Annotated in this window: 23 protein-coding genes; 1 reads left to right on the forward strand and 22 read right to left on the reverse strand. The window is 44.1% G+C overall.

The window, feature by feature from the left end; all coding sequences use genetic code 11:
- Nucleotides 1-3: 3 nt before the first annotated feature.
- The 20 genes from IGI89_RS03245 to IGI89_RS03340 all read right to left on the reverse strand — a co-directional run bounded on the left by IGI89_RS03245 (nucleotide 4) and on the right by IGI89_RS03340 (nucleotide 19,370).
- The gene (locus IGI89_RS03245; RefSeq protein ID WP_438735331.1) at nucleotides 4-783 is read right to left on the reverse strand and encodes an endonuclease/exonuclease/phosphatase family protein; all 780 of its coding nucleotides are present in this window, start codon (nucleotides 781-783) and stop codon (nucleotides 4-6) included.
- Nucleotides 780-1,694: an acetylxylan esterase gene (locus IGI89_RS03250; protein WP_086299015.1), complete on the reverse strand. Its 915-nt coding sequence runs from the start codon at nucleotides 1,692-1,694 to the stop codon at nucleotides 780-782. Before IGI89_RS03250 ends, IGI89_RS03245 begins: the two co-directional genes overlap by 4 nt.
- Nucleotides 1,687-2,289, reverse strand: a complete 603-nt coding sequence (locus IGI89_RS03255; protein WP_016611459.1) for a DUF624 domain-containing protein — start codon at nucleotides 2,287-2,289, stop codon at nucleotides 1,687-1,689. Before IGI89_RS03255 ends, IGI89_RS03250 begins: the two co-directional genes overlap by 8 nt.
- A gap of 13 nt (nucleotides 2,290-2,302) precedes the next feature.
- Nucleotides 2,303-2,446 (reverse strand): hypothetical protein, encoded by a 144-nt coding sequence (locus IGI89_RS03260; RefSeq protein ID WP_172634707.1) that lies wholly within the window; start codon nucleotides 2,444-2,446, stop codon nucleotides 2,303-2,305.
- A gap of 273 nt (nucleotides 2,447-2,719) precedes the next feature.
- Nucleotides 2,720-4,321 carry a hypothetical protein gene (locus IGI89_RS03265; protein WP_061053659.1) on the reverse strand — a complete coding sequence of 534 codons (1,602 nt, stop codon included), beginning with the start codon at nucleotides 4,319-4,321 and terminating at the stop codon, nucleotides 2,720-2,722.
- A 14-nt stretch (nucleotides 4,322-4,335) separates the two neighbouring features.
- The gene (locus tag IGI89_RS03270; protein ID WP_005227173.1) at nucleotides 4,336-5,217 is read right to left on the reverse strand and encodes a carbohydrate ABC transporter permease; all 882 of its coding nucleotides are present in this window, start codon (nucleotides 5,215-5,217) and stop codon (nucleotides 4,336-4,338) included.
- A gap of 11 nt (nucleotides 5,218-5,228) precedes the next feature.
- Nucleotides 5,229-6,140 carry an ABC transporter permease gene (locus tag IGI89_RS03275; RefSeq protein ID WP_005232388.1) on the reverse strand — a complete coding sequence of 304 codons (912 nt, stop codon included), beginning with the start codon at nucleotides 6,138-6,140 and terminating at the stop codon, nucleotides 5,229-5,231.
- Between the two features lie 351 nt (nucleotides 6,141-6,491).
- Entirely contained in the window at nucleotides 6,492-7,493 is a 1,002-nt protein-coding gene (gene ruvB / locus IGI89_RS03280; protein ID WP_005227171.1) for a Holliday junction branch migration DNA helicase RuvB, read from the reverse strand.
- A gap of 14 nt (nucleotides 7,494-7,507) precedes the next feature.
- Complete coding sequence (gene ruvA / locus IGI89_RS03285) at nucleotides 7,508-8,098, reverse strand: Holliday junction branch migration protein RuvA (protein ID WP_005232405.1); 591 nt, start codon at nucleotides 8,096-8,098, stop codon at nucleotides 7,508-7,510.
- A 182-nt stretch (nucleotides 8,099-8,280) separates the two neighbouring features.
- Nucleotides 8,281-8,712, reverse strand: coding sequence for a peptide-methionine (R)-S-oxide reductase MsrB (gene msrB, locus IGI89_RS03290; RefSeq protein WP_008376288.1), 432 nt, complete (start codon nucleotides 8,710-8,712; stop codon nucleotides 8,281-8,283).
- Between the two features lie 88 nt (nucleotides 8,713-8,800).
- Nucleotides 8,801-9,199, reverse strand: a complete 399-nt coding sequence (locus tag IGI89_RS03295) for a GFA family protein (RefSeq protein WP_008376290.1) — start codon at nucleotides 9,197-9,199, stop codon at nucleotides 8,801-8,803.
- A 2-nt stretch (nucleotides 9,200-9,201) separates the two neighbouring features.
- Complete coding sequence (locus IGI89_RS03300) at nucleotides 9,202-9,762, reverse strand: Maf family protein (RefSeq protein ID WP_016619623.1); 561 nt, start codon at nucleotides 9,760-9,762, stop codon at nucleotides 9,202-9,204.
- Nucleotides 9,759-11,867, reverse strand: coding sequence for a DNA mismatch repair endonuclease MutL (gene mutL / locus IGI89_RS03305; RefSeq protein WP_438735332.1), 2,109 nt, complete (start codon nucleotides 11,865-11,867; stop codon nucleotides 9,759-9,761). The genes IGI89_RS03300 and mutL overlap by 4 nt, the downstream gene beginning before the upstream one ends.
- 15 nt (nucleotides 11,868-11,882) lie before the next feature.
- A complete protein-coding gene (gene mutS / locus IGI89_RS03310; protein ID WP_008376296.1) occupies nucleotides 11,883-14,435 on the reverse strand; it encodes a DNA mismatch repair protein MutS in 2,553 nt (850 codons plus the stop codon).
- Nucleotides 14,419-14,808: a YlbF family regulator gene (locus IGI89_RS03315; protein WP_008376299.1), complete on the reverse strand. Its 390-nt coding sequence runs from the start codon at nucleotides 14,806-14,808 to the stop codon at nucleotides 14,419-14,421. Before IGI89_RS03315 ends, mutS begins: the two co-directional genes overlap by 17 nt.
- Before the next feature lie 7 nt (nucleotides 14,809-14,815).
- A complete protein-coding gene (locus tag IGI89_RS03320; RefSeq protein WP_144330784.1) occupies nucleotides 14,816-15,613 on the reverse strand; it encodes a TIGR00282 family metallophosphoesterase in 798 nt (265 codons plus the stop codon).
- A 149-nt stretch (nucleotides 15,614-15,762) separates the two neighbouring features.
- On the reverse strand, nucleotides 15,763-16,998 hold the full coding sequence (pepT, locus tag IGI89_RS03325; protein WP_438735333.1) for a peptidase T: 1,236 nt from the start codon (nucleotides 16,996-16,998) through the stop codon (nucleotides 15,763-15,765).
- Nucleotides 16,999-17,035: 37 nt separating this feature from the next.
- Nucleotides 17,036-17,458, reverse strand: coding sequence for a methylglyoxal synthase (locus IGI89_RS03330; RefSeq protein WP_008376307.1), 423 nt, complete (start codon nucleotides 17,456-17,458; stop codon nucleotides 17,036-17,038).
- Nucleotides 17,459-17,576: 118 nt separating this feature from the next.
- On the reverse strand, nucleotides 17,577-18,353 hold the full coding sequence (locus IGI89_RS03335; protein ID WP_005227160.1) for a Cof-type HAD-IIB family hydrolase: 777 nt from the start codon (nucleotides 18,351-18,353) through the stop codon (nucleotides 17,577-17,579).
- Nucleotides 18,354-18,572: 219 nt separating this feature from the next.
- Nucleotides 18,573-19,370, reverse strand: a complete 798-nt coding sequence (locus IGI89_RS03340; RefSeq protein ID WP_005227159.1) for a formate/nitrite transporter family protein — start codon at nucleotides 19,368-19,370, stop codon at nucleotides 18,573-18,575.
- Between the two features lie 368 nt (nucleotides 19,371-19,738).
- Between IGI89_RS03340 and rpsD the strand changes: the two genes are divergently transcribed.
- On the forward strand, nucleotides 19,739-20,350 hold the full coding sequence (rpsD, locus tag IGI89_RS03345; RefSeq protein ID WP_005227158.1) for a 30S ribosomal protein S4: 612 nt from the start codon (nucleotides 19,739-19,741) through the stop codon (nucleotides 20,348-20,350).
- Nucleotides 20,351-20,499: 149 nt separating this feature from the next.
- Here rpsD and spx read toward each other — a convergent pair whose 3' ends face one another.
- On the reverse strand, nucleotides 20,500-20,949 hold the full coding sequence (gene spx / locus IGI89_RS03350) for a transcriptional regulator Spx (protein ID WP_008376310.1): 450 nt from the start codon (nucleotides 20,947-20,949) through the stop codon (nucleotides 20,500-20,502).
- A gap of 50 nt (nucleotides 20,950-20,999) precedes the next feature.
- On the reverse strand, nucleotides 21,000-21,401 hold the full coding sequence (locus tag IGI89_RS03355; protein WP_005227156.1) for an Asp23/Gls24 family envelope stress response protein: 402 nt from the start codon (nucleotides 21,399-21,401) through the stop codon (nucleotides 21,000-21,002).
- Nucleotides 21,402-21,520: the final 119 nt, after the last annotated feature.

Below are 21,520 nucleotides of genomic sequence, written 5' to 3' on the forward strand. Positions count from 1 at the left end.
TATTCATCCTTTGCTTTCTTCAAATTGGACTTCTGCTTCTAAAGGGAAATGATCGGAAGGAAAACGACGATCACAAGAATCCGTTAGACAGGCGGTTTTGACCACCGTGAAGCCTTTCGTATAGATATAATCAATTTCTTCTAGTTCTTGCCATGGTAACGTATAAATAAAATTTTGATAGGAGCCTTTGGGTCCGTGATGAGGCTTTTGTCCGTGTTCTTTGGCATTTCGAAAATGCTGCTCTAAGTACCAATGCACCCGCTCGGTTGGTTCCGCATTCAAGTCGCCCATCAGCAATACAGGATAGCGTTCGATTTGATCTGCCAGCTGCTCAAAGATCACTTTCATCCCTTCAAAACGAGCCATTTCTGAAATATTATCTAAATGGGTCGTGATGACAAGAAACGGCGGATTCTTTTTTTCCTGTAAGACAGCCCAAACACATAAGCGTGAATAGGCAGCTTCTGGATGAATACTTGGTTCAGTCGGTGTCAATGACAACCAAAACGAACCTGAAGCTAATAACTCGAAAGCCTCTTTTTGATAATACAGTCCGATGCCTTCGCCTAAGCCATCACCATCTCGTTCAGCCGTGACGGAAGCAAACTGCGCTAACTTTGCTAAATCTGCAAATTGGCTGGGACGAGCTTCTTGGATCGCCAGAACATCCCAGTCGTAGTAATCGATCAAGGAGCAAACCGCCTCCGATCGATAGTGCCATTGCCATTCTTGGTCATAGTCGGTATCGACTCGTAGATTGTAGGTTGCTACTTTCATCTTCATTCATTTCCTTTGAGTAATTTTTTGATTTGCTGCATTTCACGACGGATTTGTTTCGCTTCGCCGCCGCCATGCCCTTTATTTAAGTAAATACGCAATTCTTTCGGTCCAGGAATCTTTTTATAGGAAACGAAGAAATCTTCCATGGGACAGATCGGATCAGCACTGCCGACCGATGTATAAACAGGACCAGTTATCTGATGAGCAAAATACTTCAAATCAAAATAACTCATGACTTGATAGATCGTTTCCCGCATTTCTGGAAATTGTTCGATATACTCTTGAATCACCTGGTAACTTCCTGTTTTTTGTTCGATCCGATGGACAAGATTGGAGTGGCTTGGCACATCGGCAAACGTCGCAAAAATCGGGACGTTCGTTAATGCGTTGACCAATAAGGCGATGCCGCCTCCTTGCGAGCCGCCTCTTAAAATAACCCGCTGCGGATCGATTTCCGGTATCTGTTGAAGGACTTCTAGTGTGCGCAAACTATCTGCGACCAATCGCTTCATATAAAAATCTTCTTTTTTCAAGATGCCGCGTCCAAAAGGTGCTTCATGCTGCGTGGTTTCATAGGGAACCTGATCTTGCGTGCGTCCCCCTTGTCCACGATTGTCGATGACAAGACAGCCGCAGCCGATCAGTAACCAATGAGCGAATTGGAACGGTTCTTGCACATGATTCATATAGCCTAAAAAATCAATCACGATTGGACAATCTGCCGCTTGTTCTGGCAGCAGCAGATGCCCATAGATCGTTTCATTACCAAGACTTTGAAAAGAAATCGTAAAACAATCGATCCCTTTTAGCAAAGGCGTTTGTTTGGTTCTTTCAAAGGCTAGCGGAAGGGCGTCAAGTTCTTGTTGGACCGAAGCCCAAAAACAGGATCGATCAGTTGCGGTCGATTCAGTCATTTGTCTCTTCTCCCTTCGCTAATACTTTATTGAAAAACAACACCTGTACAAAGGCTGAGCCTGAAATGCCTAAACAAACAAATAAGAATAGGTTTACTTTGCTGCACAATACAAAAACAATGATTGGGATCACCAGTAAAATGATCGCATTCGCCGTACTGCTAAGAACCGCATATGCCGTTTCTTTCGCTGTTTCTTGCAATGATTGCGCAAACAAACTGTACAAGAGAACGAACACGACGAGATACAGCGCAGCCAAGCTGACGAGGATCACGGCTAAAACGCCAAAGTAAGGTGTAAGCATCATCAAGGAATAGATCAAACCGGCAAAGACTGCGACATACGCAATAACAAGACCTTCTAAGAAGAGACCACGTTTGAGGTTGCTTAAGAATGCTTGCTTGTATCGTTGCCAAATCGGGACATCTCGTTCCTTGTACAATTGATCGATCGTCCGATACAGCGCGATCAATGCTGGCCCTGCGAGAATCAGCGTCATTGCTGGAATCATAAAGAGAAAACTAACAATGATCATATCTGCTAGAAAAGCAAAGACCCGATAGTACCATCCTTCATAAGAAAATAGTCGATTCATTATGATCCTCCAATCAAAACTTGCTGATTTGTGCTGCGGGTGCTGCGTAAACCTGTTTCTTGCCTTCTTGTGATTTTGGGTCGTTTCTCAACGTACGGGTTTCTGGGTTGCAGGTCTCACTGCGTGAGCCAATCGCAGTGCTTCTTTGTATGGACACTACGCTCCCTGCAGTCGCCTAGTACTTTTCATCATCTGCTCGTCTCCGCTTTCGCTTCGCCTACAGTTGCACTAAGTAAAACACACTAAGTGCAGCTTGCATGTCTCACTACGCGAGCCAATCGCAGTGATTCTTTGTATGGTCACTACGCTCCCTGCGGTCGCCTAGTACTTTGAAACATCAGATTTTGCGCAAAGTGCGCGCAAAACCTGTGTTTCAAAGCAAAGGAGAGGAAAGGTCTTTTTTTTGGCTTCCTTTCCTCTCCTATGGGGGTTATTTTAGTCGTTCGCGGTTTTCGGCCATTTTTTCAGTTTTAATGTCTTTGATTGCATCCCAGTTGTTTGAATCTAAGAAGCCTTCAAAGTCGGTTAGTGTGCTGTCAAATGTTCCTTCATCTTTTGAACGAATCAATGAGATGATCGTACTGTTGATTTTGGTTTTGATCGCTGTGTTTGAACGTGCTTCAGCAGTTCCGGCATCTGGATCCGTATTTTCGATCACAAAGTGTGGATACAATTTGCCTTCGCCCCATTCTTGCATTTGGGTCAACGCATTTTCGGTTTTGACTTTCAGTGCATTGACACGGTCGTTGTTAAAGTAGTTGAAACGGCTGATACCATATTTTTTGTTGTAGCCTTCGTTGTCGGTTTGTTCCATTTCTTTGATTTCTGGCAAGTAATCGATTTTGCCTTCATCGTTGTATTCATACGTCACGCCTTCAACACCGAATTTTGTCAAAATTTGTCCTGGTTCATCGATCAAGTACGTGAAGAGTTGGGTTACTTTTGCTGGATCCGCCGCATCTTTTGTGATGTAGTTGATCAACCAGCCAGAGATTCCTGTTTGGTTCAAGGTTGCTTCACGACCAGAAGTGCTGGCAGGTCCGTCGATTGCGATGTAGCGTGTGTCAGAGTTTTTCATGAATTCGGTGAAGTTCCCACCTTGTCCGCTCGTTCCTGCGACTAAGATCGTTGCATAGTCCCCTTGTTTTACTTTTTCATCATAGGTTGGACCGTCATCGGTAAAGCTGTCATCACTGATGTTGCCGTCACGATACACTTGATTAAAGGTTTTCAACCATGAGATATATTCTTCATCTAAGTTACGATCGTAGAAAGCACCATCTTCATCTTCTAACGGAACACCTAAGAAGTCTTGCAATTTATCTAAGAATGGTCCTGCTGTTTCGCCGATCGTTGTGAAGCCCATTGGTGTCAAATCAGGGAATTTCTCGCTGATTTCTTTCATGACTTTCACATAGTTTTCTGGAGTCGAAACATCTGGTTTGCCCAATGCTTCATAGACATCTTCACGGATCACAAAGTTATCGTTGACGGGAATATTGCCGCTTTCGTAGTCCGCTGCTGTGTTGGAATAGTTTGGATAGCCATAAGTTTTGCCATCATCTAAAGCAAACCATTTGAAGGTATCTTCGGTCACGACATTCATCAAATACGGATCGTATTGTTCCGCTAAATCGTTTAATGAGTATGCCCAGCTATCAGCTTTTGTGGCTGCTTGACTGGTTTTATCCATCAACGTCACGATATCAGGCATATCACCACTTGAAATCAAAGCATTTAATTTCGAATCATCACCTGAAATAAATTCAATATCAATGTTCAAATCTTTTTTGATTTGGGCTGTCGTCACATCTTCACCAAATGGCAAAGCTGTCCAGTCTGAATTGATGTACCATGTGATCTTGGTTGGTTCTTCTTTGGTATCGAGTTTCCATGCTGGTGTCTTTTCATCTAACTCATACCGATCTTTGATAGAAAAATCCGAACTGCTGGCATTGTCTGAGCTGCCGCCACATGCTGCTAAGCTAAGTAATGCTGATGCTGCCAATAAACCGCCTACTACTTTTTTCATGTCTATCCCTCTTTCTATTCTTTTACTGCACCGGCCATCATACCGCCGATAAAGTGTTTTTGAAGCAATGGATATATAATTAAAATTGGCACTGTCGTGATGACGATCGTAGCCAACTGAACCCCACGGGTCGTTGCTTGGACGATAAAGTCGGTACTACCGCTTTCAGTCATCGTACTCAAGTTGGATTGGACGATGATTTCATAAATCTTCATTTGCAGCGGATAAAGATACTCTTTTGTGATATACAGTTTTGTTGTCATAAAATCGTTCCATTGGCCAACCCCGTTGAACAAGATGATGGTTGCCAATGCCGGTTTCGTTAATGGTAAGAAGATTTTATAAAAGATTTGGAATTCACTTGCACCGTCGATCTTCGCCGATTCTTCGAGTGAAGGCGGAATCTCACGGAAAAAGTTCATTAAAATCACGACATCATAATAGCTGAACAAAGCTGGAATAATGTAGACCCAGAAAGAATCCAGTAATCCTAGCGAGCGAATCAGCAAGTACGTTGGAATCATCCCACCACTGAAGTACATGGTGATGACCCCCATCGTTGTATAAATGTTGCGGCCAACCAAGCGTGATTTACTCAATCCGTAAGCCACGATCGCACAAAACAAGGTATGGGTTGCAGCCCCAAGAACCGTTTTTAACACTGAGATCAAGAAGGCACGGGGGATACTTGCGTCGGAAAAAACTTTCCGATAGTTTTCCCAGGTAAAGCCTTTGGGCCATAACACGAGGCCGTTGCCCGCTAATCCAGAACTAGAAGACACGGAGGAAACCAAGATATTCCAAATCGGTACAATGATCATTAACGAGAATAAAATCAAGATCACGGTATTGAAGAAGTAAAACCACGTGTTTTCTTTTGCTTTTCTTTTGATCATGTTTTTTCCTCCTATAAGATAACTGAATTGCCGTTGTTCAACTTGCGGGTCACTCGATCCGTGATCACCAATAAGATGACGGAAATGACCGCGATCCCCAAGCCGACAGCAGTTGCATAAGAGAAATCACCTTGCGTCAACCCCATTTTATAAACAAAGGAGTTGATAACTTCTGAACGGTTTTGGTTCTGTGAATTCATCAAAACTAATGTTTGATCTAGGTTTGACCCTAAGATACCGCTCACATTCAGAATCAAGTTTAAGGAGATGATCGGTGTCAGTAATGGCAATGTGATCGAACGAATCTGTCTTAGCTTGCTGGCACCATCGATTCGTGCGGCTTCATAAAACGTTGGATCGATCCGCGACATACCTGCCAAGTAAAGAATCGTTCCCCAGCCGACTTCTTTCCATAGATCAGAAAGGACCGCGATCCACCAATATTTGCTTGGATCCAATAGATGATTGACCCCTTTGTCCATCAATCCTACGGACATCAACACTTGGTTGATAAAGCCGTTCGTGGACAGCCAAGAGATCATCATCCCACCTAGCACGATCCATGAGAAAAAATGGGGAATGTATGAAACCGTTTGAATAAATTTCTTCAAGCGCCCATCTTGCATTTCAAAAATCATAATGGCTAACACAATCGGGATCGCAAAACCTAATCCTAATTTCAATAAGCTGATGGCTAACGTATTTCTAACCGCTTCCCAGAAAAAACTGTCATTCATAATGATACGGAAATTCTCTAACCCAACCCATGGTGCTGATGAAATCGTGTCAATCACCGTATAGTTTTTGAAAGCGATTATAATTCCGTAGATCGGAATATAATTAAATACGATCATAAATGCCACGCCGGGAAAAACCATCCAGTGAAGCTGCCGTTGACTATAAAACTTTTGCAGTTTACTCATACACAAAATCTCCTTCTTTCTATCCTCGCAACACTACGTATATCTCCACACTTTGGTGAAACGTTTCTACAAAAAGATTATATCCGCTGCCATTCGAAAATGCAAGCCTTTCCAATTATTTTTTTCAGGTTTTCTTTTTTCACAAATTTCGTTGAGCTCCTCACAAACACAAAAGCTATTATATCAACATTTTCATAAGAAATCATTTTTCCAAACACTTCCGTTTAATCAAATTTCACAAATAATGTATTTTTTCAACATCGATTGATTCTCAGAAATTATTAAAAAACAAAAAGAAACGTTTCACCAAAAGCACAAAAAGCAGCAATCATCGTTGATTGCTGCTTCGTTCTATTCACTTCTTTGGGGATAGCCAAAATGGTCATACGCTAACGGTGTTGCGATCCGCCCACGCGAGGTGCGTTTCAAAAATCCTTTTTGGATCAAAAACGGTTCGTACATATCTTCCACTGTTTCGGTTTCTTCCCCGATATTGACAGCGATCGTACTTAATCCCACCGGGCCGCCTTGATACAATTCGATCATCGTGCGGATCAATTTCTGATCGATATAATCCAAGCCAGCATGATCGACTGCCAAAAGCGCCAATGCCTGGTCAGCAACGGTGCGATCGATCAATCCATCTGCTTGCACTTGCGCATAATCGCGAACTCGTTTAAGCAAACGGTTGGCGATCCGCGGGGTGCCTCGTGACCGACGGGCGATTTCGATCGCCCCTTCTTCCACGATATCCGTTTCAAAGATCGACGCAGTCCGCTGCACGATCTCTTTTAAATCATGGTCTTCATAATATTGCATATGAGAAATGATCCCGAAGCGATCCCGTAATGGCGCCGAGAGCATCCCCGCCCGCGTCGTTGCGCCGACTAAGGTAAATGGCGGAAGCGGAAAATGTACTGGGTGAGCCGTTGTCCCTTGCCCCACCATGATATCCACATAAAAATCTTCCATTGCCGAATAAAGCATTTCTTCGGCGACACGAGGCAAGCGATGGATCTCATCGATAAACAGAACATCCCCTGGCTGCAGCTCATTCAAGATCGCAATCAAATCCCCTGGTTTTTCGATTGCAGGACCGCTGGTCGTCTTGATTTGGACCTGCATCTCGTTGGCGATCACCATTGCCATCGTCGTTTTCCCTAAGCCTGGCGGACCATATAAGAGGACATGATCCAACGCTTCTTCTCGATTTTTCGCCGCTTGGATATAAATCGAAAGCTCCTGCTTGACTTTGTCTTGTCCGATATATTGGGCAAGGGTTTGCGGACGCAAGGATTTTTCGATGATCTCTTCTTGTTCAGTACTTTCTGGCGAAACAATTCGTTCATCCATCGTCTACTTGCTCCTTACTTTTTCATCATCAATCGGAGAGCTTCCCGCAAGTACTCATCCGTCGATTTTGTCGTATTCGCCGCTAATTGTTTTTCGGCTTTCTTGACTTCTTTTTCGCTATAACCCAATGCTTTCAAGGCTTCCATCGCTTCATCTAAAGCAGTCGTTGCCACGCTTAGAGGAACGATCGCTTCTTCTCCAACCAGTTCAGCCACTTTGCCTTTCAAGTCTAGGATCATTTGCTGCGCCGTCTTTTTACCGACACCTGGGAACTTAGTCAAATAGTTGACGTCCCCATTTTCGACTGCTGTGATCAACCCTGTATGGTCTTCATTGGCCATAATTGCTAACGCACTCTTGGGTCCAATGCCTGAGACACTGATCAATTTTAAAAACAACTGCTTGCCTTCGATCGTGGCAAAGCCGTAGAGACTATGGGCATCTTCACGAATCACTTGGTGCAGATAGATTTTTACTTCTTGGTTTAACTTGCCGCTAAATGAATACGGATTGCCAAAAGCGATCTGATAGCCGATGCCATGGGTCTCAACGACGATATACGCCGGAAAGATATCCGTTACTTTCCCTATGATATATTCGTACATGTGCTTTCCTTTCTGTACATATGTTCCCTTTATTGTAGCACAGACGAGAGGGCAAAAAAAGGACTGTGAACGAAGGAAAAGGCTTAGCAGGAAACAAACGGAGGAAAAACCGTTGTTTCAGTCGCATTTTTTCAAACGAGACATGCTGCTGCATCTTTTTTTTCGCACACAGTTCCTAATACTTACTCAACGAGTGATTTGAATTCGCCATAGCCTTTTTCATCCATTTCTGCTAAAGGGATGAACTTCAATGCTGCCGAGTTGATACAATAGCGCAAACCGCCTTTGTCTTGAGGACCGTCTGAAAAAACATGTCCTAAATGAGAGTCAGCTTCTTTGCTGCGGACTTCTACCCGATGCATACCGTGAGAAAAATCGGCTTTTTCTTGAATATCTTGGCGACTGATCGGCTTCGAAAAGGAAGGCCAGCCACAACCGGCGTCATATTTATCAGTAGAAGCAAACAATGGTTCTCCGTTGACGATATCAACATAGATCCCTTTTTCATAAAAATCATCATACTCGCCAGTAAAGGGGCGTTCAGTTGCATTTTCTTGGGTCACCGCATATTCGATCGGTGACAATTTTTCTTTTAATTCTTTTTTATCTGTCATTTTTTCACCTGCTTTCCCTCTAGACTCATCCTGTATGCTCTATCATGCCTTTTTTCTTAGCGAATGTAAAATGACTTGCTCAAATTATTTAAGGGTTTTGCAGCTTTTCCCAACGAGTCGTTGGTTCCGCAAAATGGTAAAACTGCGGTTGGTCTTTTGTATAGATTTCTTCGGTTAAGACAGCTTCTGGCAAGTTGCCAAATAACCCGGCCGCAAAAAAATAGGTGTGTGCTTCTTTGAGGTAAAAGAACAGACTCGAGCCGCATTGACTGCAAAATCCTCGCTGTGCCCACTTAGAAGAATCATAACGTCGCAGCCACTTCGCTCCTTGAAGAGCCATCTGGTTCTCAGAACATGGCGCAAGAGCAAACATCGGTCCGCCGTGAAATTTCTGGCAGAGACTACAATGACAAACCGTGATTTCTTTCGAAACTCCAGTCAAGTCAATCGTGACTTTGCCGCAAAGACAACTACCAGAAACATCCATCCTTATTCCTCCTCCATAAACTCTTGCAACAACTGATAGACCGTAGTGACAGGAAACCCTACAATTGTATAAAAATCGCCGTTTATCGATGAGACAAATACTTTGGCCGCCCCTTGGATCCCATAGGCGCCCGCTTTGTCTTGGTACTCATCTAAGACAAGATATTGGTCGATCTCTTGATCCGTCAAAGGACGAAACACAACTTCCGCCGAAACCACTGCTTGGCGCTGTTGTTTGCCTTTTTGTAAAACGACGGCGGTATGCACCCAATGGGTCCGTCCGTTCATTTTTCGTAACATCGACCGAGCATCTTCACGGTCGGCTGGCTTTCCTAAGATTTCTTCATCCACCACGACCGTGGTATCGCTCGCGATCACCAGATCTTCAGGATATGCTTGCGTAATAGCCGCCGCTTTTTCTGCTGCCATCCGTTGGACATAAGGGATCGCCGCTTCGTTTGGTCGGACCGACTCGTCGATATCCGCTGGTATGACCGCAAATTCCGGGACTAACTCCGCTAATAATTCTTTGCGTCGCGGCGACTGTGAAGCCAAAATAATCATTCCATGCCACTCCTTGCTCGATGAGGATCTTGAATCCGTTTGAACATCCGCTCCATGTCGCTGTTGGTGAAATGGATCAGCACCGGGCGACCATGGGGACAGTTGAAGGGATTCTCGCATTTCGCTAAATCTTGCAACAAGATCCGGGCTTGTGCTTCATTCAAATAATGATTGGCTTTGATGGATCGTTTGCAGCTCATCATGATCGCGGTTGCTTCACGAAACTTTTTGACACTGACACTTCCTGTGGTCAATAACATATCGATCATTTCGCGGATGATGGCTTCTTCTTCACCGCTAGGATACCACGTCGGGTGCGCCCGGACGATGAAACTATTGGTCCCAAAAGATTCCAGATGGATCCCGACTTCTGCCAGCTTGTCGCTTTGTTCTTGTAATTGCAGTGCATCGCTGTTGGGATAATCCAAAACGATCGGCACTAACAACTCTTGCAGGTCATTGGTCACTTCGCCGATTTTTTCGCGGTAATACTCATATTTGATTCGTTCCTGTGCCGCATGCTGGTCGACGATATAGAGCCCCGCCTCGCTTTGGGCAAACAAATAGGTCCCATGCATCTGCCCAAAATAATCCAGTTGGGGAAAACGCTCCTTCGCTGGTTCTTCTTCCAGCAACCGTTCGACCGTTTTCAGGTAGTTGCGGTCATCCCCATGCATTTCAGGGTGCAGAGTCGCTTGACTTTGCAGATCTTGCGCCGTAAGCTCTGGTGTCTCATCTGGGAGAAAGGCTGGCGCTTCTGGCAGCGGCGCTTTTGTTTCCATCTGGTCTTCCACAAATGGTTTTCGGACAGGCTTATTTGGCAGCGTCTTTTCCAAACTGCGAAAGGTTTCCTCAGTTTCTTCCAACAGGTTTTCGCTAGATTCCTGTCGCATTTCTGGAAGTTTTCCACCTTCCTCCACAGGTTTTTCCACAGAGTTATCCACAGTCTGTTGATAAGTACTGCCCTGAACCTCAAATTTCCCGGTTTCGCGATTATAAGACAACCCAGAAGTCGAATTTCCTGCTGACTCCAGTTCCAAGCCAAGCTGCTGGGCTTTTGGCTGATCGGCAACTTTTTTCTTAAACCGCAGATTATCAGCGGCGTTAGGAATCAAATTGATTTCCCGCAGCGCCTCATTGATGGCTTTACTGATTAGCTTGGTCAGTTCTTCTTCTTTTGACAAGCGAACTTCTTGCTTAGTCGGATGAACGTTGACATCGACTAATAAGGGGTCCATTTTGATTTCAAGGACAGCTAATGGAAAACGACCGACCATCAATTTTGATCCGTAACCAGCAACGATCGCTTTATTCAAAGCGAAGTTGCGAATATAACGACCATTGATGATCGTGGATAAATAGTTGCGGCTGGCTCGGGTAACTTCTGGCAGTGACACAAAGCCAGTGACTTTAAAGTCGAGATCCTCAGTATCGATTGCAATCATTTTTTTGGCCGTTTCCACTCCGTAGATCCCGGCGATGGTTTGTTTTAACTGCCCACTTCCAGTGGTGCTCAACATCTTATTGCCTTCATGAACGAGGCGAAAAGCCACTTCTGGATGGCTCAGGGCGATCCGATTGACGATATCGCCGATGTTCGCAAGTTCCGTTTGCAGCGTCTTGACATATTTCAAACGTGCCGGTGTATTGTAAAAGAGGTTTTCGACAGTGATCTTGGTTCCTTGTCGCAAGTTGGCAGGCAGATGCTCTTCAACAGCGCCGCCTTTTAAGCGCACAAAGGAGCCTTGTTGGGCACCTTTGACTGCCGTTTCAATCGAGAGGATCGAAACCGAAGCGATACTAGGCAAAGCTTCCCCGCGAAACCCGAGGGTACGTATTCGAAACAAGTCATCTCGATTGTGGATTTTACTGGTGGCGTGGCGTTTAAAGGCAGTCAAGACATCCTCTTCTGCAATTCCTTCGCCATTATCGATGACTTGGATTTTACGCAAGCCTGCTTCTTCAATAAAAATATCGATTTGGGTACTGCCGGCATCCACGGCATTTTCAACTAATTCTTTGACGACAGAAGCCGGTCGCTCAACAACTTCTCCTGCCGCGATTTGGTTCGCCAGACGTTCGGATAGCTCTTGGATCTTTCCCATCTGCTGACCTTCTTTCTAAATTCGTTTTTGCAGCTCGTACAATGTATTCAGAGCATCCATCGGGGTCATTTCCAACAGATTCAATTTCTTCAATTGATCGATGACGCCGATTTCTTCCGTAGATACTTCACTAAACAACGACAACTGCTGACTTTCTTCGACGACTGGTTTTGGCTGTACCGTCGGTTCATGTTCTTCCAGCGCTTTCAGGATCGTCGCTGCGCGCTGTAAGAGTGCACTTGGCAGTCCAGCGATTTTGGCTACATGGATCCCATAGCTTTTATCTGCGGGTCCTTCCATCATCTTATGCAAAAAGACAACTTCGCCTTCTTTTTCAACGGCACCGACATGGACATTGCGTAAGTGTGCCAATTCCTCATCTAAAACCGTCAGCTCATGATAATGGGTAGAGAAAAGTGTTTTGGCATGAACTTCTTTGTGGATATATTCAATGATGGCTTGTGCCAATGCCATCCCATCATAGGTCGCAGTCCCGCGCCCTAACTCATCAAACAAAATCAAGCTGTTAGGCGTTGCATGACGCAGCGCTTGGTTGGCTTCCATCATCTCTACCATAAACGTACTTTGACCGGCGATCAGGTCATCGCTGGCACCGATGCGAGTAAAGATCCGATCAAAAATCGGCATCTCTGCAGATTGTGCCGGTACGAAACAGCCGATCTGCGCCATAATGACTAGCAAGGCAAACTGCCGCATGTACGTACTTTTCCCAGACATATTTGGTCCTGTGATCAACAGGATCTCTGTTTCTTCATCCATCACGATACTATTTGGAATGTACTCTTGGTGACCAAGGACTTTTTCCACTACAGGATGACGGCCATCGATGATCGATACTGCTCGTTTTTTCGCTACTGTCGGCCGCACGTATTGGTAGCGTTCCGAAACCGTGGCGAAACTTTGTAAGACATCGACCGCACTGACGGCTTTGGCTAACTTTTGTAGACGTGTGATACTCTTTTTCACTTCTTCACGAACGTCAAGAAAGAGGCGATATTCCAAATCCACCGATTTTTCTTCGGCTTCTAAAATCAAAGTCTCCAGTTTTTTCAACTCGGGTGAAATAAAGCGTTCCGCATTGGCTAAGGTTTGCTTGCGCTCGTAGCGAGAGGTATCTAAATTCACTAGATTGGCTTTCGTGATCTCAATGTAATAGCCAAAGACGCGGTTGAACCCAACTTTCAGGTTTTTGACCCCCGTCGCTTGACGTTCGTTGGCTTCTAATTCCGCCAACCATTGCTTGCCGTTACGCATCGCCGTACGGTATTCATCTAATTGTTGATGGAACCCGTCTTTGATGATGTTGCCTTCTGTGATCTGCAACGGGGCATCTTCATCGATCGCCGCTTCGATCAGTGCAACCAAATCATCTAAGGGCGTTAATTCCAGCAGCAAGTCATTCCACTCGCCACGGTTGATTCCCTGCAGCAATTGCGCGATCAAAGGCACTTGCTCCAAAGAAGATTTCAACTGCAGCAAATCGCGGCCATTGACATTTCCGAAGGCGACCCGTCCGACTAGGCGTTCCATGTCATAGACTTTCGTCAACGCTTCTTGCAGATCTGCTCGCTCAAAGAAACTGTCCAGTAACGATTGGACCATTTCTTGGCGGGCAGTGATTTTCTTTGGCTGGATCAAGGGACGATCCAACCATTGCTTTAACAAACGTCCCCCCATTGCGGTCTTTGTCTCGTCCAGCAACCACAAAAGAGTCCCTTGTTTTTTTCCGGTTCGAATCGACTGCGTCAATTCTAAGTTGAATTTGGAATAATGATCCATTTTCAAGGCATGATCCGGCTGATATTCCACGGCTTGCTGAATGTGGGCTAAACTGCGTTTTTGGGTGATCGCCAAATAACTTAGCAATTTCCCTGTGACTACTTTTTCTAACCCTTGGGAGAGAGGTTCCGTTAAAAATTGAAATTCGGCATTTTCTTCCAACGTTTCTTGCTTAGAAAACACGACATTCAAGCGATTGGTCAGCATCGTTTGCAATGATTCAGGAATCTCGCTGCACAAAACGACTTCTTTCGTTTGCAGAGCGGCGGCCTCATTGACGACGGCTTCTTCATCTTCCAATTGCGCTGCTTTTAATTCACCGGTACTTAGATCGACATAGGCAAAGCCAAAACGCTCCCCTTGCTGCAAAACAGCTGTTAAAAAGTTGTTTTCTTTGGCGGATAGGCCTTTACTGTCCATCACCGTTCCCGGCGTGATCAGTTGAACGACTTCGCGTTTGACCATTCCTTTGGTGGTTTTTGGGTCTTCCACTTGCTCACAAATCGCTACTTTGTAGCCTTGCTCGATCAAAGTGTCGATGTAATTGCTGGCGGCGTGGTAAGGCACCCCACACATAGGGATCGGTTCCTCCGCATTTTTGTTGCGGCTGGTTAACGTCAGTTCTAAAATTTGTGCTGCCTTGACAGCATCCTCATTAAATAATTCATAGAAATCCCCTAAACGATAGAATAAAAAAGCATCTTGGTACTGAGCCTTGATGCTTAAATACTGTTCCATCATCGGGGTATTTTTAGTTTTTTGAGGCATTGGTTTCATCCTCCTCGATGGCTTTATTCATTTTCTTTTGGATCTCCGTCGTGACATATTGCAGCAATTCATCTGCTTGCAGTAACGCTTGGCGATAAGCAACCACTAAGGGGTGCTGCTCGTATTCGTTTGTCAATGACGCATAACGCTGCTCCGCAGCTTTTTTTGCTTCGGGTTTCTCATAATGCTCAAATTGAACGATTTCTTTTTGCGCTTGCTTCAGCGCTTCTTCCAACTCCAGTAGCCCTTGGTTTTGCAAGGCTCGTACTTGAATTTCTTGAAATTCTTGAACGATCGGATGATTAGACAAAAGCTTTTGCAAAGCAGCCAACTCTTGGGCAACGTTTGATTCTTTGGTTAATTGCTCTTCCATGCTTCTCCTATTCTGTAAACGGGCGATCTTCACTGATTTGGATCGGACGGATCGATTTTGCTTTACCAGTGGCTTCATCAATCTCAAGCAAGCAAGCCGACAAAATACTGCGGCCTTTTTCAATCACTTCAAACCGTTGCGGCAACGCCGTCAAAAATTTTTCAATGACTGGTTCGCGTTTCATTCCCAAAATCCCATCATAAGGACCAGTCATGCCGACATCTGACAAATAAGCCGTTCCTTGGGGCAAAATCCGCGCATCGTTGGTCTGTACGTGGGTATGCGTGCCGACGACTGCCGAAACTCGGCCATCCAAATACCAGCCCATCGCTTGTTTTTCGCTAGTAGTCTCCCCATGAAAATCCACAAAGATAAACGGTGTACGATTGCGGGCAATCGCAACCAATTCATCCATTTTGCGAAACGGATCATCAAGGTCTACCATGAACGAGCGAGCTTGCATGTTGATCACCGCCAACTCAATGGTGTTGACTTTCACAAACACCATGCCGACCCCCGGTGTTCCCTCTGGAAAATTGGCTGGACGAATCATTTTCTTCGCATCGCCAATAAATTCAAAAATGTCACGGTTGTCCCATGTATGATTGCCTAATGTCACGACATCGACACCATCTTGCAAAAATTTCTTATAAATTTTACCAGTGATCCCACGACCCGCCGCCGCATTCTCGCCGTTCGCGATCGTCACCTGTGGTCGATACGCCTTCTTTAATTTGGGAAGGTACTCCGTGATTGTTTCTCTTCCTAATGAACCAACTACATCTCCAATGAATAATACCCGCACACATTTTTCCTCTTCTCTTTTAGCTTCTTTTCTATTATAAGGGTTTTGGTCCAGAAAAAAAAGGTTCTTTCACTTGCTGTTCTTCCTTGCAGCAAAACAAAAAAACACGCTAGACTTTTTCGCTTTAGTCTAGCGTGTTGCCGCGTTCTCTAGGAAACGGTAGTGTCTTCTTTCCCGACATGTTCCACGATCGCCACGATCAAATCACGGGCTTTTTCCATCGCTTCCATGGTAATAAATTCATACTGGCCATGGAAGTTTTCACCGCCAACAAATAAGTTCGGTGTTGGAATGCCTTTATAGGTGATTTTCGAGCCATCGGTCCCGCCACGAAACGGCGCTTCGATCGGTGTCACACCAATCGCTTGCATCCCTGCTCGGGCAGCTTCGATACTGCGGGGATCTTTCTTGATCAAATCCCCCATATTGTAATATTGGTCATACAGCGTATAGGTGATGCGTTCTTGCCCATAGGCTGTGTTCAATTCGTCAATGATCCCCACGATGTTAGCTTTTCGCTGTTCAAAAAGCATATGATCGTGATCACGAATGATATAAGAAACTTCTGCTCGACCAATATGTCCCGTCAAATTGTGCAGTAGGTAAAAACCTTCATACCCGCGGGTGCGTTCAGGAACTTCCTCTGCTGGTAAGGCATCGTCGATTTGATGCGCGATTTTCAAGGCGTTGACCAAACGACCGTAAGCAGTTCCAGGATGCACACTCGTACCATCAATCGTTATATCAATACGAGCAGCATTAAAGGTTTCATATTCCATATGCCCCACACGACCACTGTCCATCGTGTAAGCAAATGCCACTGGAAAATCCGCCGCATCAAAGCGATCAGCGCCAGTCCCGATCTCTTCGTCAGGCCCAAAAGCGACCCAGACATCGCCACGTTTATGCGCATCCATCGTTTGTAAGATCCGCAGCGCGTCAATGATCTCTGCGATACCAGCTTTATCATCTGCACCCAGCAGGGTCGTTCCATCCGTTGTGATCAGCGTTTCGCCGACATAGTCTTTGAGATTAGGAAATTCAGCAGTTGTCATATAAATGGCTTTTTCTTTATTTAAACAAACATCCTTGCCATCGTAATTTTCATGGATCTGCGGCTGAATATTTTCAGCTTCGAAATCTGCCGTGTCTACATGGGCAATAAAGCCAATCGCCGTTTTTTCAGGATTACCAGGTAGACGTCCGATCACAAAACTATTCTTTTCATAGTAAGCAACATCCGCTAACCCCATCTCGATCAACTGATCTTTCAATAAAAGAGCCAACTCAACTTGTCCCGGCGTCGTTGGGATGGTCTGACTCGTCGCATCCGAGCGAGTATTCATTTTTGCATAGGTCAAAAAATCCTTTAAGATTGCTTTCAATTCTGCACGTCCTTTTTCTTCAATTCTTCTACTATCTTTATAACGACAAGGGACGATTGTCCGTTTCGTGGATCACTTGTCGAAAATCAGCAAAGCCAGCTGCTAACCCCCGCAACAAGATTTCTGCCGTTCCCATATTGGTAGCTAAAGGAATCTCGTACACGTCTGACAAGCGAATCAATGCCGTTACATCTGGTTCATGGGGTTGTGCGGCTAAAGGATCGCGCAAAAAGATCACCATGTCCAAGTCATCTTGCGAAATCATGGCGCCAATTTGCTGATCTCCTCCCAGCGGCCCTGATTTGTAGCGGTGGACAGGCAACTGGGTTGCTTCTTCGATCCTCTTCCCCGTAGTTCCTGTTGCGAAAAGTTCATGCTGCGCTAAAATTTCTCGATAGGCAGTCACTAATTTTACCATTACATCTTTTTTTCGATCATGAGCAATCAATGCGATTTTCATTTGCTGCATTCCCCCTTTTTTCTATTGTACCAATTTATTTTCTTTGCGACCGAGAAAAAACAAAAAAACATAGCACAGATGCCGTAAACCGACTGTGCTATGTCTAAAGGATTCCTTTTTAAATCAGTTGTAATTCTTTCAAGGCTAACCAGATGCCATCTTCATCATTGCTAGCGGTCACCATATCTGCGACTTGTTGGATCTCAGGGACCGCATTGCCCATTGCCACACCGACACCTGCGGCAGTCAGCATTTCACGATCATTTTGGCCATCACCAAAACAGATCACATCTTCTTGCGCTATCCCTAATTGTTCCGCGACGCACAGGATCGTTGCTGCTTTGGAGCCTTCTTTTGGAACGACATCCACACTGTTTTCATGCCAACGCACAAAACGCAGTTTGCTATATTTCTCGTCAAAGAAATGCTCATACTCTTTTCCGTAAAAAGCCAATGCTTGATAGACTTCTTTTTCTTCGGGAAAATCCATGTCCAACTCAGGAAGTTGGGCACCAAAAGAATGCATCGCTGCTTCCATTTTAGCAATATCCAAAGAAGACGCTCGTTTCGCTGTATCCATCCCGACAAATGCCGTGTCGATCCCAAGCTCTTGGGCTTCTGCCACGAAAGCAGCCAATTGCGTTTCATCGAGTAAGTTTTTATACACCTGCTGATGCGAAAGAAAAGCAGCTGCGCCATTACATAAAATGTAATTATCAAAGGACAACGAACGAATAATATCTTGAGCGTGGAAACGACTGCGTCCAGTGGCAACGGTCACGAAATGGCCAGCATCTCGTAAAAGATCAAGGGCTTTTAGCGTACTGTCTAGTGGCTGTTTGTTCGAGTCAAGCAAGGTTCCATCAATATCAAAGGCAAAGAATTTCCGATTCATAAAAGGTTAAGGCTCGCTTTCTATTAAGAAGTAACTAAGATTTTGGTCTTGGTTGCGGTCATTTTTACAAAAAACAGCAAGAAAAACCGTACATACTTATTCTTAACATAAATAGGCGCTGATTTCAACGCTCCGTTAAGGGATGATGGCTTCTTCCTGGAGAAATGTTAGAGAAAAGAAAAAAAAAGAAGCATCGCTGCTTCTTTTGGTAGGTTCTAATTAATCGACATAGGTCGATTTTGAGTTGTTCAACCATGCATAGCCCAGCCCCATGACCAAGCCACCGCCGATATAGTTACCGATAAAGGCAAAAACTAAATTATGGATCACACTGCCGACAGTCATACCTGCCAAGTGTCCGCCTGAAGCCCAGAAAGCTAAGGTAAACGCTGGGAAGTTAGCAATAACGTGTTCGAATCCTAAGAAAGCAAAGATGAAGATGATGAAAATGATTGCTGCAACTTTTCCGGCATCGTCTTTCATCCGCATGCTTACTAGCACAGCTGTGTTTACAACGATATTGGCGAACATCGCTTCTACTAAAATTTGGATGGTCGATTTTTCTAATTTCGCAGTGATCGAGGTCAGCATAAAGTTGTCTGCGGTCAGCCCTTGAAAAGGACCTGTCAGTGCAACGATTGAGCCGAAGATCACCCCGCCGATCAAGTTGAACAAGACACACGTAAGCAAAATTTTCAATGCCAAAGGAATACTTAGACGTTTACGGTAAACCCCAACAGTCATATACAACATATTTGATGTTCCTAATTCTGCGTTCATATAAAGAATCATGACTAAAGACCAGCTAAACATAAATGCATATAGAATTTTCCCTAACCCGTGAACCATCGATTCACCTTTCATAGCGATCGCAAAAGCAATAGCTGTTCCGAGGGTCAAGAATAAACAAGCCATCATCGCACGTACAGCGTAACGCAAATAACTACTCTTGATCAGATCGATTTTCTTTTCTATGGAAGAATCGATCTTCTCAAATAATGGGGATACTGGATTCATTTTTTCTACTCCTTTTATGAATAATTTCACTTCGTTATCATTTGCACAATACTTTCATATTCTAATGACGAAAAGCTGTTTTGTAAAGAGATATTTGAAAATATAAGTAATTAATGAAAAATTTCAAGATTTGTTTTCATCAAATCCAAAGCCAGCTCCATCTTGACTTTTGCCCCTAGTTTGTCGTATACTATTCCTTGTGTAAAATAATGCAGCAGGAAAATAACAGCTCGTCACCAGTTCGTTGCCCCTCGGGTGCAATTGCGTAACCGCGGCTGCAAAGGTGAAGATTGAAGAACGAACTGCACGAATGTGAGTTTTTCAACGGATTATTTTACTCCAAACTATTTTATTGGAGGAACTAAATTATGTCTCGTTATACAGGACCATCATGGAAAATTTCTCGTCGTTTAGGAATTTCTTTATCAGAAACTGGAAAAGAATTGGCACGTCGCCCTTACGCTCCAGGACAACACGGACCAAACAGCCGTGGCAAAAAATCAGAATACGGCATGCAATTAACTGAAAAACAAAAATTGCGTCATATGTATGGCATGAACGAACGTCAATTCCGTACATTGTTTATCAAAGCAAGCAAAATCAAAGAAGGTAAACACGGTGTTAACTTCATGATCTTGCTAGAACAACGTTTAGATAACGTTGTTTACCGTCTAGGTTTAGCAACTACTCGTCGTCAAGCACGTCAATTAGTAAACCACGGTCACGTTTTAGTTGATGGCAAACGCGTTGATATCCCTTCATACCACGTTGAAGTTGGACAAGTCATCAGCGTTCGTGAAAAATCACAAAACATCTCAACAATCAAAGAAGCAGTTGAAGCAACAGCTGGCCGCGCGTCATTTGTAAGCTTTGATAGCGAAAAATTAGAAGGTTCATTAACTCGTTTACCTGAGCGTGATGAATTGTCTGCAGAAGTTGACGAAGCACTAGTCGTTGAATTCTACAACCAAAAACTTTAAGATTTCAACCGACACGATTCCTTTTTGGAATCGTGTTTTTTTGTGGAATCAACGGATTTACTGATCCTCTTAAGAAGACCCTTGAAAAAATACCAAAAAAACCGACAATGATACATCGCTGTATTCATTTGCCGGTTTTGTTCCTATTATTAGATAAAGTTCGCAACAGATTCGCCTTCTTCTTGCTTTTGGCGATAATTAAACATGAGCAGCTCTGTTTGGCGTCGTTTGAAAATGATCTTTCGTAAGTTTCGTGGCACGAATTTACGAATGTCTTCTTCATTGTACCCCACTTGGAGCTTGTTCTCATCTAAGATAATTGGCCGTTTCAATAAGTTCGGGTATTGTTCGATCAATGAAAGCAGCTCTTCTAGCTTCAACTCTTCTAAATCGATGTCTAACTTTTGGTACACTTTCGAACGAGTAGATATAATGTCTTCCGTTCCATTTTTTGTTAAAGAAAGAATCTCCATTAGTTCATCACTATTTAATGGATCGCTAAAAATGTTTCTCTCTTTAAATGGCAGTTCATTTTCGGTCAACCATGCACGGGCTTTACGACATGACGTACAGCTGGGTGTTGTATATAGTGATATCATTTGTTTATTCTTCCTTTCTCTTTGATGTATTTCGATTTTTTGCGTGGTGCTCAACCTTCGATTTGATCGATCGTTTCCTGTTTGACGATATCGGCGATTCGAATATTGATCTCTTTAACTTTTAAAGAAGTCAAGCGACTGATTTCTTCTAAAACCACTTCTTGGACTTGCGCAAAGAGTTTAGGGATATCTTTGCCGTAAGCCACGATTACTTCCAAATCAACTGCAACCTCTTCTTTGCCAACTTCCACATCGATTCCAGAAGCGACTTGCGGCTGTTCTTCAAGGTTTTCGGTCATATCTGAAAGAAATCTGCCATTTACACTAATCAAGCCATCAATTGACTGCAAAGCGACACCAACAATTGTTTCAATGACTTTTTCTTCAAAGGACAGTGGACTTGCTTGCGCTGCTTCATTAGACACATTCGTTGTTTGCTGATCGTCAGTCATTTTTCACACTCCTTGGTTAAATAAGAAAGGATACTAGAGACATCGCAAAGTCGCATACACGACCTTGTCTAAAGTGGACATTCCTCTTGGGAATTTTTTTCCCTACCTTTCTAGCATAA

Source organism: Enterococcus sp. AZ141, assembly GCF_051714385.1.
Taxonomy (GTDB): Bacteria; Bacillota; Bacilli; order Lactobacillales; family Enterococcaceae; genus Enterococcus_D; species Enterococcus_D entomosocium.

What these genes read in the sequence shown, in the direction of transcription:
- IGI89_RS03340 (WP_005227159.1), bottom strand. Translation starts at nt 19,370, where the DNA reads ATGAATCCAGTATCCCCATTATTTGAGAAGATCGATTCTTCCATAGAA.
- IGI89_RS03250 (WP_086299015.1), bottom strand. Translation starts at nt 1,694, where the DNA reads ATGACTGAATCGACCGCAACTGATCGATCCTGTTTTTGGGCTTCGGTC.
- IGI89_RS03330 (WP_008376307.1), bottom strand. Translation starts at nt 17,458, where the DNA reads ATGAAAATCGCATTGATTGCTCATGATCGAAAAAAAGATGTAATGGTA.
- IGI89_RS03245 (WP_438735331.1), bottom strand. Translation starts at nt 783, where the DNA reads ATGAAGATGAAAGTAGCAACCTACAATCTACGAGTCGATACCGACTAT.
- spx (WP_008376310.1), bottom strand. Translation starts at nt 20,949, where the DNA reads ATGATATCACTATATACAACACCCAGCTGTACGTCATGTCGTAAAGCC.
- rpsD (WP_005227158.1), top strand. Translation starts at nt 19,739, where the DNA reads ATGTCTCGTTATACAGGACCATCATGGAAAATTTCTCGTCGTTTAGGA.
- mutL (WP_438735332.1), bottom strand. Translation starts at nt 11,867, where the DNA reads ATGGGAAAGATCCAAGAGCTATCCGAACGTCTGGCGAACCAAATCGCG.
- IGI89_RS03295 (WP_008376290.1), bottom strand. Translation starts at nt 9,199, where the DNA reads ATGGATGTTTCTGGTAGTTGTCTTTGCGGCAAAGTCACGATTGACTTG.
- ruvB (WP_005227171.1), bottom strand. Translation starts at nt 7,493, where the DNA reads ATGGATGAACGAATTGTTTCGCCAGAAAGTACTGAACAAGAAGAGATC.
- IGI89_RS03300 (WP_016619623.1), bottom strand. Translation starts at nt 9,762, where the DNA reads ATGATTATTTTGGCTTCACAGTCGCCGCGACGCAAAGAATTATTAGCG.
- ruvA (WP_005232405.1), bottom strand. Translation starts at nt 8,098, where the DNA reads ATGTACGAATATATCATAGGGAAAGTAACGGATATCTTTCCGGCGTAT.
- IGI89_RS03265 (WP_061053659.1), bottom strand. Translation starts at nt 4,321, where the DNA reads ATGAAAAAAGTAGTAGGCGGTTTATTGGCAGCATCAGCATTACTTAGC.
- IGI89_RS03355 (WP_005227156.1), bottom strand. Translation starts at nt 21,401, where the DNA reads ATGACTGACGATCAGCAAACAACGAATGTGTCTAATGAAGCAGCGCAA.
- IGI89_RS03335 (WP_005227160.1), bottom strand. Translation starts at nt 18,353, where the DNA reads ATGAATCGGAAATTCTTTGCCTTTGATATTGATGGAACCTTGCTTGAC.
- IGI89_RS03270 (WP_005227173.1), bottom strand. Translation starts at nt 5,217, where the DNA reads ATGATCAAAAGAAAAGCAAAAGAAAACACGTGGTTTTACTTCTTCAAT.
- msrB (WP_008376288.1), bottom strand. Translation starts at nt 8,712, where the DNA reads ATGACAGATAAAAAAGAATTAAAAGAAAAATTGTCACCGATCGAATAT.
- IGI89_RS03255 (WP_016611459.1), bottom strand. Translation starts at nt 2,289, where the DNA reads ATGAATCGACTATTTTCTTATGAAGGATGGTACTATCGGGTCTTTGCT.
- IGI89_RS03275 (WP_005232388.1), bottom strand. Translation starts at nt 6,140, where the DNA reads ATGAGTAAACTGCAAAAGTTTTATAGTCAACGGCAGCTTCACTGGATG.
- IGI89_RS03315 (WP_008376299.1), bottom strand. Translation starts at nt 14,808, where the DNA reads ATGGAAGAGCAATTAACCAAAGAATCAAACGTTGCCCAAGAGTTGGCT.
- mutS (WP_008376296.1), bottom strand. Translation starts at nt 14,435, where the DNA reads ATGCCTCAAAAAACTAAAAATACCCCGATGATGGAACAGTATTTAAGC.